Origin of the sequence: Desulfallas thermosapovorans DSM 6562, assembly GCF_008124625.1 — a bacterium.
Lineage (GTDB): Bacteria > Bacillota > Desulfotomaculia > Desulfotomaculales > Desulfallaceae > Sporotomaculum > Sporotomaculum thermosapovorans.
Genome location: NZ_VNHM01000022.1, coordinates 1 through 15950, shown reverse-complemented (window position 1 = coordinate 15950; position 15950 = coordinate 1). Strand labels below are relative to the sequence as shown.

Here is a 15950-nt window from a genome sequence, read left to right as displayed (position 1 = left end):
AGTGGGTGATTAGATGTCTTACAGCAACCTTGAACGCGTCGGTAAAGGGTTGGAAATATTGAGAAGAGGCCTTAGTCCCTATATAGCCAGGGAATTCAAGGCTAAATGGGGTGGCAGGTGGTGGCAGGTTGTTTCCGAAACATCCCTGCCGGGCAGCATAGGCCTGGAAAGCAAAAAAGAAGGCCAAGACGCCGACGAGGCCTATGCCACCCTGGATGTACAGGCCTTGCTGGTCTTGATGTGGCACAACTGGAACGAAGTGTTTCAGGCCAAACTGGGACACGCCGGCCGCAGTTATGTAAGCGAATTGAGGGAAGTGCGCAACCGCTGGGCGCACCAGCAGCCCTTTACCGCCGACGATGCCTACCGGGCGTTGGATACCATCACCCGGCTGTTGGAAGCAATATCCTCCGAGCATGCCCGGTTAAGTAAAAAACTTAGCCGTGATTTATTGCGTTTGAGATTTGATGACGAGGCTAAAAAGGCTAAAAAAAGGAGCGCTCAAGAAGTTACCCAGACCGGTACCATACCTGGTTTGAAGCCCTGGCGCGAAGTAATTACGCCTCACCCGGATGTCGCCTCCGGCAGGTACCAGCAGGCGGAGTTTGCCGCCGATTTAGCCCAGGTTTTACATAACGAGGCGGAGATGGAGTACCAGGACCCAACTGAATTCTTCAAGCGGACTTACTTAACGGAAGGTTTGTCTCATTTATTGAAAATGGCCATCGAGCGTTTATCCGGCGTTGGCGGGGACCCGGTGGTGCAGCTGCAAACATCTTTTGGCGGCGGCAAAACACACTCCATGCTGGCCCTGTTTCATCTTTTCGGCGGGCAAATCGCCCCCGGCCAAATCCCCGGTTTGGAACCCATCCTGAGTAAGCTGGGTTTAAGCCATTTACCCAGGTGCAACCGGGCGGTTATGGTAGGCACGGACTTATCTGCAGCCCAGCCGCGAATTAAACCCGACGGCACGGCGGTAAACACCCTTTGGGGTGAAATGGCCTATCAACTGGGTGGACCCAGGGCCTTTGAAATGGTGGCCAGGGAAGACAGACAAGGGGTTTCCCCGGGCTCCGGAGTGATTAAGGAAATATTGGATCAATATGGACCCGCACTGATCCTAATTGATGAATGGGTGGCCTTTGCCCGCAACATCTACGGCGTTAGCGGTTTATGCGCCGGGAGTTTTGACGCCAACATGACCTTCGCCCAGGCGCTCACCGAGGGGGCCAAACGCTCCCGGCAGTCGATGGTGATTACCAGTATACCGGCATCGGATATCGAAATTGGAGGCGAGGGCGGCCAGGCGGCATTGGAAAGGTTGCAAAACACCTTTGGCCGGCTGGAGTCGGTTTGGAAGCCGGCGGCAATGGAAGAAAGCTTTGAGATTGTACGCCGCCGTTTGTTCTCCGACGCCATTGATTATGCAGCCCGGGATGCCGTTATAAACGCATTCATGAAAATGTACCGGGAGCAGCAAAAAGATTTTCCCCGGGAGTGCAATGAAAGCGATTACCAGCGCAGAATGAACATTGCCTATCCCGTGCACCCGGAATTATTCGACAGGCTATATCAGGATTGGTCCACTTTGGAGCGGTTTCAGCGCACCCGCGGCGTGCTGCGCCTGATGGCGGCAGCCATCCACCAGTTATGGGAGCGGGAGGATAAATCACTATTGATTATGCCGGGCACCCTTCCCCTGGACAGCCCGCCGGTACGGTACGAAATGACCAGGTATTTGCCGGACGGCTGGCCGCCTGTTATTGATACTGACATTGATGGCCCAATATCAAGGCCGTTGGCCCTGGACAGGGACAACCCCAACATGGGCCGTTACTCGGCGTGCCGCCGGGTGGCCCGAACCATATTTGTGGGCAGTGCTCCTTCGGTTGCTGCCATGAGGGTCAGGGGACTGGAGGAAGTGCGCCTGAAGCTGGGCTGCGTGCAACCGGGAGAATCTGCGGCCACCTTTGGGGACGCATTGCGTCGCCTGGTTGAGCAGCTCACCTATTTATATAGCGATAATACCCGTTTTTGGTACGATACCCGCCCCAGCGTCAACAGGCTGGCCACCGACCGGGCCGAGCAGCTTGGAGATTATGCCGGGGAAGAGATTAAAAAGCGGTTATTAAAAATAAGAGACAAAGGTGATTTTGCCGGAGTGCACATGGCCCCGGGCAGCAGCGCCGACGTGGCGGATGAACAGTGTACCCGTTTGGTGGTTTTGGATTATAAACATTATCATTCCTCGGGCAATGATCATTCACCGGCTCTGCAAGCGGCGAAAGATATCTTGGAAAACAGGGGCGGGGGGCCCCGCCAGTATCGCAACACTTTGGTGTTTGTAGCCACAGAAAAGAACCGGGTTCCGGAATTGGAGCGCGCCGCCAGGCAGTATCTGGCCTGGAAGTCGATTGATGCAGAAAAAGAAGAACTTAATCTGGACAGTTTTCAAACCAAACAAGTAGTTACCAATGTGCAAAGAACCAATGAGACATTGGACGCCAGGATTCAGGAAGCCTATGCGTATTTGCTGGTGCCGACCCAGGAAGGTACGGGGCCCATAGACTGGGAGGTCTCACGTATTTCCGGCGGCAGCGAAAGCATGGTGCTGCGGGCCAATAAAAAACTGTTAAATGCCCAGCATCTTATCACCAAATGGTCACCGGCGATACTAAAAATGGAGCTTGACCGGTGGCTGTGGAAAGAAAGCCCGCACATTACCATCAAGAATTTGTGGAGTTATTTAACAACGTATTGCTATTTACCCAGGCTCAAAGATGAAACCGTATTGATGCAAACCATCAATGACGGGATCTGCGGAACGGAGTATTTTGCCTATGCGGCCAACATCACGGATGAAGGGAAGTACCAGGGCTTAAAGATCGGCCTGATGTTACCATCCGGGACATTGTATATGGATAATATAAGTTTGCTGGTTAAGCCCGAAGTGGCTTTGCAACAAATTGAGGAGGAAAAAAGAAAGAAGGAGGCGGCGGAAAAGGCCACGCAGGGTGGTGCCACCTACACCATCAAGCCCGACAACGGTAAAACTGCTATCAGTGAACCCGACAAACCGGAACCCGGTGACGAGATAATTGAGCAACCAAAACCAAAACGTTTTTACGGCAGCGTAAAACTTAACAGCACAAGAGTAGGAAGGGATGCCGGAACAATCGCCCAGGAAGTTATTGCCCACTTAACCTCTTTAATGGGAGCGGATGTACAAATCAGCCTTGATATTACAGCGACCATCCCCGAGGGGGCGCCTGATGACGTGGTCAGAATTGTAACGGAAAATTGCCGCACACTGAAGTTCGACACTCATGGATTTGAAGATGAGTAACGATTAGGGCAATAATAAAATCATCGGGGGTGGTGGTTTTTGATATGAATACTCTTGTTGACAAGGCTTTATTAATCAGTAAATATGCTCAGGAATGGTTAAGAATTAACAATCGTACCGAAGCCAAACCGGGGGAATTAATGCCCTATCTGATTGAAAAAGGAGTGTTTAAATCAGATCACCGTAATGGGCTGCCGTTACGCAATGTGCTAAGGGAATTAGAAAAGAGGGATATGCTTCACCTGATTCAAGGAGCAGAATACGAGCCCAAGCAAAAGAATAAGATGTGGTATATTCGTTTAATGGATAATTAAGCTAAGCATATTGTCTTGTAAAATTTTTTTCTACAAACTTTATGGTTCAATGGGATGGATGATTTGGTTATGCCTTTAAAAAACGAAGAAAAACGTGTTGGAAAAGAACGTTTATTACGAGTATTTCAATACCTTAAAGCGCTCAATGAGCATAGAAATCCCGTAAAAAAACAAATACGGGAACAGCCTTGGGTTTTATGGTTTGAGGAACTTCCGGAACATAATTGCATTTCTTATACCGGGTATATCGAAATAGCCGAAAATGAAACAAATGACCAATTAGCGGATGATTTTATCATTCGCGTACGCCGGCCCAAGTTGACTGCAGCCCCCAAACCCCCGGATCAACTTTTGGAATGGCTGGAAAATGGGTGGGATGATCCAGAACAGGAAATAAGAATTATAAAGGTCCGCGAAGAAATAGACGGAAATGGTGAGGCACAACTGATTCGGTTTGATGAGGAGCCCCAACGCTTGCGAGCATTGGAAAACTGGCAGCGCAAGCGAGAATCGTGGGCTAAAAACGAAATCCCTGCTCGCCAGGCCATGAAGATATTTGAACGATTTTATGATTTATACGTCTGGCTCCAGAAAGAATCAGAACGTTATGAACTTGTCATCGGGGATGGGGTACTAAACTGGAGATGTTCCAATATAAACATACACCACCCGGTTTTGCTTCAGCGCGTACAATTGGAATTTAACCCGGATATACCCGAATTCAGCGTAATTGAAACAGATCACGGATCTGAGTTGTATACAGCAGTTTTTCAGTCCATTACAGATGTTGACGGGCGGGAAATCGCCCACAGCCGCAACGAATTATCAGAAAACAACTATCATCCTTTAGGTGGTGAGGTCACTGCCGGTTTTTTTAAACGCCTGGTGAACCGACTTTCATCCAAAGGGGAATATATTGGTGAAGGTGTACCCGGCAAAGATGCAGATGAACCAAAGATTGGTCGAAGTCCAGTGCTCTTCTTGCGTACCCGCACATTTGGTTTCGCCACTGCTATTGAAAGTGTTTTAGAAGACCTGCCGCAGCGGGAAAATATTAACGGTTCATTGTATAGTGTGGTAGGCGTAGGAAGTGATTTCGCCAGTGAACGTGAAGAAGGCGCGGCTGACAAGTCATTAACAGAACAAGAAATTCTATTAAGTAAAATTGCTAACCGGGAACAAATAGAAATTGTTAAAAGGTTGGAAAAACACAATGCCGTTTTAGTGCAGGGACCCCCTGGTACAGGTAAAACACACACTATTGCCAATCTTTTGGGACATTTATTAGCACAAGGCAAAAGTGTATTGGTGACCAGCCATACTACCAAAGCATTACGTGTATTGCGCCGCCAAGTAGTGAAAGAACTTAGGCCATTGTGTGTTAGCGTATTGAATAATGACAGCGTAAGTCGTAAGCAGTTAGAGGATTCGGTTGAAACAATTGTTGAATGGTTGTCTTCATTTGATGCGTTACAGCTTGAAAGGAAAGCCCAAGAATTAACTAAACAACGAAATAAGGTTTTAGCGGAACTGAATAAATTACGACAAGAATTATTAAATGCGTGCTACGATGAATATAAAGATGTGGTGGTTAACGGGGTCGGGTATCCTCCTTCAGATGCGGCTCGCATCGTTTCTAAAGGATTTGGCCAAAATGATTGGATTCCGTCGCCCGTTACTTTAGGTGCACCATTACCAATTTCTCAACATGAAGCTGTGGAGTTATACCGTACTAATATTAGTGTTAAGCCTGAAGACGAGATAGAGCTTGGTGGCATTTTACCTAAACCACAAGATTTGGTTATCCCAGAGGATTTTAAGCAATTAGTAAAAGAAATTAATGAATTATCCACACTTAATTTACCTTACCGCGAAGACCTTTGGAATGAAGCGTGTGCATGCAAAATACCTGATGAAATAAATTCATTGAGTAAGCGAATGATAAAGGCAGTGGAAGCTTTAAATGATGAGAAATGGAATTTGGCAATTATTGCTGCTGGTTACAAAGGTGGTGCACACCGAGTACCCTGGGAGTCTTTATTAAAGAAAATCAATGAAGTTGTTGATGCAGCCGCTCAGATACAGGAAATAATTTATAAATACCAGCCTAAGGTTTCCGACCGTTATTCGTTGGATGAACAAGCATCAATTGCTGATCAAATAGTGTCTCACCTAAGCAGCGGCGGAAAATTCGGCCTTTTGACATTTCTGAGACATTCGAAATGGAAAAACTTCATTGAAAGCTCATCAGTTTCAAACAAAACTCCTTCAGCCATTGAGCATTTTAAAGCGCTAAGGGATTATATCCAGTTACTACAGCTAAGGGAAGAACTGACAGGCCGGTGGGATATGCAGGTTTCTGTATTAGGAGCTCCGGTTTTAGAAGAACTTAAGCAGCCTCCAGAAGAGATAGCGGCTCAGTACAGCATATTAATTAAAAATTGCTTGGACTGGCACAATACGGTATGGGAGCCCCTTGTAAAAGAATTAATATCTTATGGTTTTCGTTGGGATATGTTTATTAATGAGCAACCGCCCAATCTAAACCCATATGGTGAACTAATAAAGTTAAAGAAGGCAGTTGCGGGACCTTTAGAAAAGATTTTAGATTATCGTGCAAAATATATTCGGTATACGCAAATAAAAAATGACTTGGACAAAATGCGCCGCACATTGGAAGTTACAGGTGGTAATGGTGAAGGCGCTCAATTGACCAGCCGTATTCTAAACGCTGTAAGCAGGCGTGATCCAGAACTATATAAACAGGCATTTCAGCGCCTTGTAGATTTATACGGCCGGCGAAGTGATTTGCAATTGCGGCGTGAGATACTGGAACGGATTGATAAAGTTGCGCCAGCATGGTCAGCGGCAATAAGAGAGCGGCAAGCACCCCATGATGCAGGGGCGTTACCCGGAGATATTGAGACAGCATGGTTGTGGCGCCAGTTGCACGATGAACTAGAAAAACGGGCTCAGACTTCCCTGATTGATTTACAGCAAAAAATAGAAAGACTAAGTACAGAACTAAGAAGAATTACGAAGGAACTAATCAAGAACAAAGCTTGGGCCGCTCAATTACGCCGGATAACACTGCATGAAAAACAGGCTCTGGAGGGTTACCTCAATATAATGAAAAGAATCGGGGCTGGTACAGGCAAGCGAGTACCAAGGTTGCGTGCCGAAGCCAGGCGTAAAACGAGCGAATGCAGGGAAGCCGTTCCTGTTTGGATTATGCCGCTTGCCCGCGTAGCTGAAAATTTCGACCCACGTTTTGCCCGGTTTGATGTAATTATTATTGATGAAGCCAGCCAATGTGATTTAATGGGGTTAATAGCAATGTACATGGCACAACAGGTAATCATTGTGGGTGACCACGAGCAGGTTAGCCCGGCTGCAGTGGGGCAGAAGCTGGATGTCGTTGAACAATTAATTAATGAGCATTTACAGGGTATACCCAACAATATCCTGTATGATGGTCAGAGATCGGTTTATGACCTTGCCAAAGAATCATTTGGTGGTACTATTTGCCTGTTGGAACATTTTCGTTGTGTACCGGAAATAATTCAATTTAGTAATAAGCTATCTTACAATTGGCGGATTAAGCCGCTGCGTGAAACCAGTCAAGTTAATTTGAAACCGCATGTAATTGCCTATAGGGTCAAGGATGCAGTTGCAGAAAACAAGGTAAACAAAGAAGAAGCACTTACGATAGCATCGCTAATTGTTGCTGCCATAGAACAGCCTGAATATGAAAATAAAACCTTAGGTATTATTTCTCTGGTTGGTGACGAACAAGCTATGGAGATCGAAAAACAACTTCGTCTTCATTTACCGGAAAATGAATTCGAGCGCCGGCGCATTATTTGTGGTAACGCTGCTCATTTTCAGGGTGACGAAAGGGATGTAATGTTTTTATCGGTTGTTGATTCATGTGATAATCCGCCCTTAAAAATGCGCGGACCAGGTTACCTTGATATGTACAAAAAAAGGTATAACGTTGCGGCAAGCAGGGCATGCGATCAAATGTGGGTTGTGCATTCCCTGGATCCACGTACTGATCTTCAGGCCGGTGACTTGCGCCGTCAGTTGATTGAGCATGCCGAAAACCCACAAGTTATTATGAATGAATATGAATCTGCAGAAAAAGATACTGAATCGGATTTTGAAAAAGAAGTAATGCTGCGTTTAATTTCTGCTGGTTATAAAGTAACACCTCAATGGAAAGCAGGGTATTTGCGAATTGATTTGGTAGTAGAAGGAAACGGAAGCCGTCTTGCCGTGGAATGTGACGGCGATCGTTACCATACCATTGAAAATTTAGAAGAGGATATGGCCCGGCAAGCGATACTTGAGCGCTTAGGGTGGACCTTTGTGCGTATTCGCGGGAGCGTGTTCTATCGCGACCCGGATAAAGCAATGCAACCGGTATTTGACCGACTTAATGAATTGGGGATTACACCACAAGGTGCTGATTCTAATTTAGGAGAGACAAGAGATATTGATTTAGTGGAACAGGAATTAAAGGATCGGGTCTGTCGTCGAGCAGCTGAATTAAGGCGTGAATGGATGGATTCGGAGAATAAATATGATCTATTTGAATTGGAGGACGTAGATTATGAAGAAGTGCATAAAACAAATGTAAATCAACCGGCATATTCTAACGTAACGCTGTTTTCAACCGATAACACTATAAATACAACAGGACAATATACTTATGAAAATACAGCAACAGTTGGTTCAACTGATGAATTACATTTTAATTCAGTAAAACCTGTCAGCGGGGTTTTCGAGGCATTAGATGACTATATAATGTCGTTGGGTAGAGATGTAAAAAGAAGAAAAACAAAAACTTATTTTGCATACAAGCGTGGAAAGAATTTTGCGTGCGTAATACCATCTACCAAAAAGATATTAGTTTACCTAAGGATTGACCCAAATACTGTTAAACTGGAAAAGAATTTTACCAGAGATGTTACCAGAATAAATCACCCGGGAACAGGTGATTTGGAATTGACAATAAAAAGTTTCAAGGATTTAGAGAAAGCTAAATCCCTTATATACATGAGTTATAGCGGGCGAAGTAGTTATTTATTACAGTGATTAACCTAAATATCGTCTTCATCAATTTTCCGATGTAAGTTCTGTTGGCGAGTCAATAATGGCGCAGATAAAAATGCAAAATTATTACAATGCATAGAAAGCAATGTACATTTGTTGAAAACATAATGTTACGTTAAGCAGCGAGGGGGGACGTGTCCTCCCTTATTTTATTAGTGGGCAATTGAAAGCGGCAAACTTATTAACCTGTAGTAGTGCGCTTTTATGTCCGAAAGCCGAAAGTGGACCCAGAAAATTTTACTCTATAGTGACAAAATGCTGTCAAAGCCAACCGCTACAATGAGATCCTAAAAAAAAAGCGGGGAGGGACAGACTTATGAAGGTGATTGATAAATTAGATGCTGCGGAGATTTCTGTTTCCAACCATGCCGTCATGCGGTGGTCCCAGCGGATAGACAAGGGGGCCAAACCGTCACCTGAAGAAATAGCCTTTTTGCTTTGGCTGTACTTTATGGCCGACAAAATTGAGTGGTTAATTCCGCAGGATCTTGGTATCTTCTGTGCTGCTGATGACATAATCTTTTGCGGCACGCTCGCTGATGGAGAATTGGTGGTGAAGACCTTTATCGGCCGGAAAAGGACCAACCCCGCCCTGCGCTGGGATCCGGTCAAGGCTATTCTTTGGCACAACGTGCAGACCCGGAGAGAAATGGAAACCTACGCCAGGGCGATGTAATTGTTTAGGGACAAATTAAATGGGGGAATGACAGTGAAAGACACGAATATAAATGGCCTGCAGCCCGGGGATGAAGTAAACGGCGAATTTGCAGTACGCAGCAAAAAGCTGCTGCCCTACCGGGACGGCACAGGTTGCTTTTTAGGGCTAACCCTGGCGAATAAAACCGGCCAGGTGGAAGGCCGAGTGTGGGAGCAGGCTGATGAGGTTAATAAATGCTGCCGGGCCGGCGATGTGGTCAGGGTAAGCGGCCGGGTTGCCGAATACAAGGGAACCATCCAGCTAAACCTTACCGCGGTGGGAAAATGCCCGGATGATGAAGTGGTTCCGGAAAGGTTTATCCCGTCCACCGGGGTACCTGCCAAAAAGGTGTGGGAAGATTGGCTGAATATCGCCTCTAGCATCGGTAACCCGCACTTAAAGCAACTGTTGACGCTGATGGCCAATGACCATAATCTGCTGCAGTGCTTGGCCGCAAGTCCTGCCGCCAAACGAAACCACCATGCCAAGCTGGGCGGGCTTTGGGAACATAGCCTGGGCATGGTGAAAGCTGCCGAGGGGACGGCGGCTGCTTATTCCCAAGTTAACCGGGATCTGTTAATTACCGGGGCACTGCTGCACGATATCGGCAAGATTGAAGAATTCCGCGCCCGGGCGGATATTGAATATACCGATGCCGGAAGGCTGCTGGGGCACATTATATTGGGGGTGGAATTGGTGAACCGCTATATTGCAAAAGTACCAGGCTTTCCCAAGACATTGCGCCTCAAATTATTGCATATGATTGTCAGCCACCACGGGCAGTACGAGTGGCAGTCCCCCAAAAGGCCCAAGTTCCTGGAGGCAGCCATCCTGCATCAACTGGACATGATGGATGCCCAGGTGGATATGTTCACTGAAGCGGCGGCCGGCCGGGATGATACAGAAGATAATTGGGCCGGCTGGGTCAGGGGTTTGGATAGATATGTTTTTTGTGGGTGATTAGTATAAATATGGAGGGATTTGTATTATAGAGTCGAAAGAGAATGTATGTTGATTGTGACACCGTTTATGTAACCGGACAGTAGTTCTACAAAACCATTAGAAAGGGGATTTAAGTGGTGGAAGGAAACAACGCGGCTGATGTGCCGGCAGCTTTTGAAATATTACTGGAAGAGATTGAAGCAGAGATTGAATTTAATAATCAAATTGGAGCCAAATTGTTCGAGAGTAGTGATTATAAAAAAATTCAGGCTGTTTTAGAACACGTAGAGCAGCTTAATGCTTTTCGGGACAAGGTGGTTGTTTTGAAAAGGGAATACCTTAAAATTAATAACCAAGTAAACAGTTATGAAATTAATGAAGAAGAAAAGGCCTCGGCTTCACGCCGCAGTCTGAGCCGCTTGCCCCGTGGTATGCGTACGCCGCAGGAAGCATATTACCAGCCAATTTTAAGCGTTTTGGTTGATATGGGCGGGGCTGCTAAAATGAATGATATACTGACTCAGGTCGAAATAATGATGAAAGGCATACTAAAAGATGTTGATTATGAGTCACTGGCGTCCGCTCCCGATATGCCACGCTGGCGCAATGCTGCCCAATGGGCCCGTCAAGCAATGGTCCAAGAAGGGCTTCTGAAAGCTGATTCCCCGCGTGGTTTTTGGGAAATTAGTGAGAGTGGTAGAAAATGGCTGGAATCTAAACATCCTGATTAAAAATAATGATAGTTTGCCTGGGAAAATTATCAGTAATATTTTGGCATATGCAAGAAACATCGGCTAATTAAACACAAGTTGCCATGTTGGTTTTTGGAGGGATTGAGATGTTAGTTAGCTATTTAAATGAAAACGGGTGGGATATAATCGACACTCAAAATATAGAGCCTCGAGATAAACAATTGCTTTTACATAATGATCTTAATGTTTCGGAACAAGCAAAACTTTTTCTTGAAGAACGATATCCAGATGGTTTATACATGCATCAAAAAGAGGCGCTTAAGGTATTAGTTGATGGGCAAAATGTTTGCATGTTAACTGGGACAGCTTCAGGTAAAAGCATGGTTTTTTATGCAAAGGGTATTGATATGTTAGCTCAAAATTATGATGCAAAAATTATAGCTATATATCCATTAAAAGCTTTGGGTAGAGAGCAAGAAGCAAAATGGGCGGAAGCACTGCAAAGAGCCGGTATGGATGATGTAGTGGTCGGTCGCATCGATGGGGATATCCATGTCAGCATGAGAAAAGGAGTTTTAAAAAAGAGTAAAGTAGTTATAATGACTCCGGATATCATACACACTTGGTTGCTATCCAATATCGGCGATAGGGATATTATTAATTTTTTACTTAAGGTTTCCTTGATCATAGTCGATGAGGTACACACATACACCGGTGTATTTGGGTCCAATGCAGCTTATTTATTCCGCAGGTTTCGACACCTTCTAGCTATGGCAGGCAGAAACTTGCAGTTTATATGTGCTTCAGCAACTATGGCAAATCCCGAAGACCACTTGAACAATCTATTTGGAGTTCCATTTACATTAATTGGAGAAGATTTGGATACATCGCCCAAGCATGAAGTTGAAATAGTATTGCTTGTACCCCCAAGAAAAGAAGATTTTCTTAGCGAGGTTACCAAACTAATTAAGGAGATTTCAGCAGGTCCTGATCGTTTCATTGCATTTATTGATAGTCGAAGGCAGACAGAGTTAATATCTTCGATTTTGGCACGTAAACATTCCGGTGAAGAGGAAGCAGATTCACCTGTAAAAATAGATCGGAACCCATTGGATACATTAAACATTCTGCCATACCGGGCAGGTTATGAAGAGATTGATCAGCAAATCATTCAACAGAGACTATCGCAAGGATTGTTAAAAGGCGTCATCAGTACCAGTGCGTTAGAACTTGGTTTAGACATACCCCACTTAGGCATAGCGGTACTGATTGGAGTGCCATATTCGGCAACCAGCTTATTTCAGAGAATTGGAAGAATAGGGCGACATGGCAAAGGTATTGTATATATAATTCATTCAGGAAGTTTTCTTGATGAGGTTATATTTAAAAATCCCGCACGATTGCTTAATAGACCACTGGGGGAAAGTGCTTTGTACCTAAATAACCCCCGTATTCAATATATTCATACGCTTTGTTTAGCCCGATCAGGTGGTGAACATGATCAATTATGTAATGTATTGGGTAAAGAAATTACCGAAAATGATTTTGACAGCCCGATTACTTGGCCTGATGGATTTATCTCTTTGTGTAAATCAGAAAGGATTGGAGAAATAACACCAGATCTACAGGCGATGAAAGCAGAGGCCGGGGACGACCCAAATCATACTTACCCGCTGCGGGATGTGGAAAGCCAGTTTAGAGTGCAGCTCAAGCAAGGACCAGTGCAAGAAGATAAAGGGTCATTATCTTACAGCCAGCTCTTGCGAGAAGCGTACCCGGGGGCCGTATATTATTATGCCACACAAGCCTACAGGGTCCATACCGTTCGCCTTCAATCACGGTTGGTTTATGTGCGCCCGGAAAAAAGATATACAACTTCACCCAAAGCTATTCCCACGCAGGTTTTCCCTAACCTGACAAGTGGTAACATTTATAATGCTCGTAATCATGGTGAACTGGTGGTACTTGAAACTAATATACAGGTAAGAGAATCAGTTACTGGGTATAAAGAGAAACGTGGTTCAAGACAACCAGATAATTATAATTACCCTCTTAGCGACCATAAGATGAATATTTATTATAACATGCCGAGATTTACTAGAAATTACTTCACAAGTGGTGTTATCTTAACGCATCCCTGTTTGGATGGTTTATCTGAACCGGAAATAAAAACAGTGGCCAAACTTGTTTATGAGGCATTTTTAATGTCGATTCCATTTGAACGGCAGGACATCCATTACGCCTTTGGAAAATACCGCATTAATAGACCTCCTTTTATTAATGAAAATTCGAGATTTATTGCCATTTACGACCAAACGTATGGTAGCCTTAGGTTATCGGGTTATGTGATGCAAGAAAACCTAATGATTACAGTATTTAAACAGGCTTTGGAGATTGCTAATTTGACCGATTATAAAGATAGCGACACAGAGGAATTTCAGATTACTTCAGATGTATTAAACGCAATTGAAGTTTTATTAAAGTCAGCGAAAATCAAGAGCTCATCAATCAATCCGATAAGCCTTGAACCTGAAATAGATAATGACATAGACGGTTCTGCGAGTGAACAGGTGATTAAACCAGGGAATATTGGATTGGCACTCCGTAACAATAATCAGGAATATTTAATTGATAATATTTTTTTCAACCCCAAAACAGGACAGCTTTGTTACCGGGGAAGATATTTATCTCAACATGAAAGTGATACTTCAGCAGTAATTTGGCCTGTCGATGACGTTGTTCCAATACCAGGTGAAAGTCAAATAGGCATTTATGATTATACAACAGGCGAAGTTAAATAATGGTATTACATTGTTGATTAAGTTATAAGGAAGCCACACATCACCAGGCCTAGCTTCAGGGTCAAGCTTACGGGTCGGGCCTGGTCATGTGTGGCCTTATTATACCCTGCATGCATTCCTCCCGGGCCTGTGCATGTCGGCCAGAGTGCCGGCAAAGCCGCTTATAGGTCATAGCTTTCGGGTCCGGCTTTGCCAGCACACTGGCCAGCTCACAGGTCATTCAACCCCCAACCCCCCAAACCCCCCGCCCCCATTCATGGGGGCCGGGGGGCTTTTAGCGCTTCGCGGTGGATCCCGCTCCCTCCCGCTCTTTCCATTGTACCGCCGCCTTGCCCCGGGGCCGGGCAAGCTTGCTGCTGTTCATGCAGGTTGCATCGAATCGCCACCGCGGCCCTGCCGCGTCGTCGACCGACAGTGGTGTTGTTGCCCAGGCCAGCTGCCCGGCGGCCCGGCCCCGGGACATGCCGGTGTCAAGGGTGCGCTGCGCCCTCCGCAAAAACAATTTTCAGCTTTTGGGTAAATCTTTGGGGTCAAAAATTCTTTTTACTCCGGCCCTTGACGCCGGCACCAGCGGCGGTGGACGGAAGAAAAACGGGAGGTTGCGTAGCATGTTGAGAAGGCTGTTGGGCAAGGTTGACGATGGGCGGTTTGGCCGTGCGCTGGCCGGTATGCAGGCCGGTTGGCAGTGGGAATGCAAGGAGCGGAAGGCGGGGTACGTTGAGGGGTACGTGAAGCATGGCAGCAAGCAATACATGGTGGTCATCGAGCGCCGGGGCCGCGGCGGCACGGCACGGTGCAGCTGCGAGGATGCGGTCAAGCGAGGGGTGCTGTGCAAGCATATTGCATTTGCCGCCATGTCAGAGCTGGGGCTGGCAGCGGCGGCGCGTAGCGCGCACAGGCAGCTGCAGGTGCTGGGGCGCTGAGGCGCCCTTTTTTTGGTCGCTCCGTGTCCCGCTCCCCGGGCACCGGACGCAGCTGCGCCCGGAAAGGCAGCAGCCTCCGCGGTGCAGCAGCCCGGGGCCGCAGCTGCGGCCCGGCTGGAACAATAGGTTGCCAACGCGGTACAACCCGGGGTTTTAGCGGAACGGTTCGGGCTTTGTGCTGGTAACCTAAGACTTTACATACATGAAACGCTATTGGCCACCAGAGCCGCAGTTGCGGCCCTGTTACAGCTATAAACTGCCGGGCTGCTGCCCGGCTGGGTAGCGCACACCGGGCTGCTTTCCCCGGGCACACTACGGCCCGGGCCGATTATGGGCCGGGGCTTCGCAGGTCCTGCCCCGGGCCGTAGTGTGCCTGGCCTGGGCGGTGGCGCTCACCTGGCCTACTTACGGCACGGCGCACATCGGAGCGGGGCAGAAAACAGCGGAAAAACTGCCGCCCCGCTCCGAAGTGCGCCTTACACGGGTGCCGTAACCGCGAGTATAGCGACCGGCGAATTCGGCAAACTCCCTGCCGCCGTGCAAAGTATGGCTAGCTTCAGGGCCGGGCTTACGGGTCAGCCGCACCTTGCCCGGGCAAAACCCGGGTGGCAGGCGTTTTGTGCATGTCGGACGCACACCGGGCCGACTTTGGGGTCAACCTCAAGGGTCCGGCCCGGAGTGCGGCTAGCTATGGGGTCACGGCTCACGGGCTATCCTCTGGGGTCCTTAAAAGGAAGCCACAGGCCTTACTTACGCAACGCCTGTGGCCTTATTGTACCGTGCATGCCCGGGCACCCGGGGTCTGCGTGCATGTCGGCCAGAGTGCCGGCAAAGCCGCTTTGGGGTCGCAAGCTTTCGGGTCCGGCTTTGCCGGCACACTGGCCAGCTCTGGGGTCTTTGCATGTATTCCTTTGGGGTCCTCAATCGGAACGGTAAGGTCATGCGCAAAAAGCGCGCATAACCTTACCTCATCTACCAGGCCGCCGGCTTCGCCCGCGGCCTTCTACTCGCGATGGTGGCACCGTCCCGCACACCCGCCCCGCGTATAGGTTAGTGTACGCGCATGGGCTTGTGCCACCGGGCGGGCGGCGTTGCCACCCCGGGGACGGGGGCCGCT

General features: G+C 47.2%; 10 protein-coding genes. 8 read left to right on the top strand and 2 right to left on the bottom strand.

Features of this window, described 5'->3' with window-relative positions:
- Positions 1-13 precede the first annotated feature (13 nt).
- The 7 genes from LX24_RS13825 (at position 14) to LX24_RS13795 (ending at position 13910) form a co-directional block, all read left to right on the top strand.
- Positions 14-3346: a Swt1 family HEPN domain-containing protein gene (locus tag LX24_RS13825; RefSeq protein ID WP_166512732.1), complete on the top strand. Its 3333-nt coding sequence runs from the start codon at positions 14-16 to the stop codon at positions 3344-3346.
- A 44-nt stretch (positions 3347-3390) separates the two neighbouring features.
- Positions 3391-3660, top strand: coding sequence for a hypothetical protein (locus LX24_RS13820; RefSeq protein WP_166512731.1), 270 nt, complete (start codon positions 3391-3393; stop codon positions 3658-3660).
- 69 nt (positions 3661-3729) lie between these two features.
- Entirely contained in the window at positions 3730-8760 is a 5031-nt protein-coding gene (locus LX24_RS13815) for an AAA domain-containing protein (protein ID WP_166512730.1), read from the top strand.
- Between the two features lie 334 nt (positions 8761-9094).
- Positions 9095-9454 carry a hypothetical protein gene (locus tag LX24_RS13810; protein WP_166512729.1) on the top strand — a complete coding sequence of 120 codons (360 nt, stop codon included), beginning with the start codon at positions 9095-9097 and terminating at the stop codon, positions 9452-9454.
- A 33-nt stretch (positions 9455-9487) separates the two neighbouring features.
- Positions 9488-10435: a 3'-5' exoribonuclease YhaM family protein gene (locus tag LX24_RS13805; RefSeq protein WP_243131759.1), complete on the top strand. Its 948-nt coding sequence runs from the start codon at positions 9488-9490 to the stop codon at positions 10433-10435.
- A 119-nt stretch (positions 10436-10554) separates the two neighbouring features.
- Positions 10555-11148: a winged helix-turn-helix domain-containing protein gene (locus tag LX24_RS13800; protein ID WP_166512727.1), complete on the top strand. Its 594-nt coding sequence runs from the start codon at positions 10555-10557 to the stop codon at positions 11146-11148.
- 107 nt (positions 11149-11255) lie between these two features.
- Positions 11256-13910 (top strand): DEAD/DEAH box helicase, encoded by a 2655-nt coding sequence (locus LX24_RS13795; RefSeq protein ID WP_166512726.1) that lies wholly within the window; start codon positions 11256-11258, stop codon positions 13908-13910.
- A gap of 67 nt (positions 13911-13977) precedes the next feature.
- Here LX24_RS13795 and LX24_RS13790 read toward each other — a convergent pair whose 3' ends face one another.
- Positions 13978-14130, bottom strand: a complete 153-nt coding sequence (locus LX24_RS13790; RefSeq protein ID WP_166512725.1) for a hypothetical protein — start codon at positions 14128-14130, stop codon at positions 13978-13980.
- A gap of 67 nt (positions 14131-14197) precedes the next feature.
- On the opposite strand from LX24_RS13790, the gene LX24_RS15070 reads away from it, so the two are divergent.
- Positions 14198-14833: an SWIM zinc finger family protein gene (locus LX24_RS15070; protein ID WP_243131758.1), complete on the top strand. Its 636-nt coding sequence runs from the start codon at positions 14198-14200 to the stop codon at positions 14831-14833.
- Between the two features lie 405 nt (positions 14834-15238).
- On the opposite strand, the gene LX24_RS13780 is transcribed toward LX24_RS15070, so the two are convergent.
- Positions 15239-15469, bottom strand: coding sequence for a hypothetical protein (locus LX24_RS13780; RefSeq protein ID WP_166512724.1), 231 nt, complete (start codon positions 15467-15469; stop codon positions 15239-15241).
- Positions 15470-15950 lie beyond the last annotated feature (481 nt).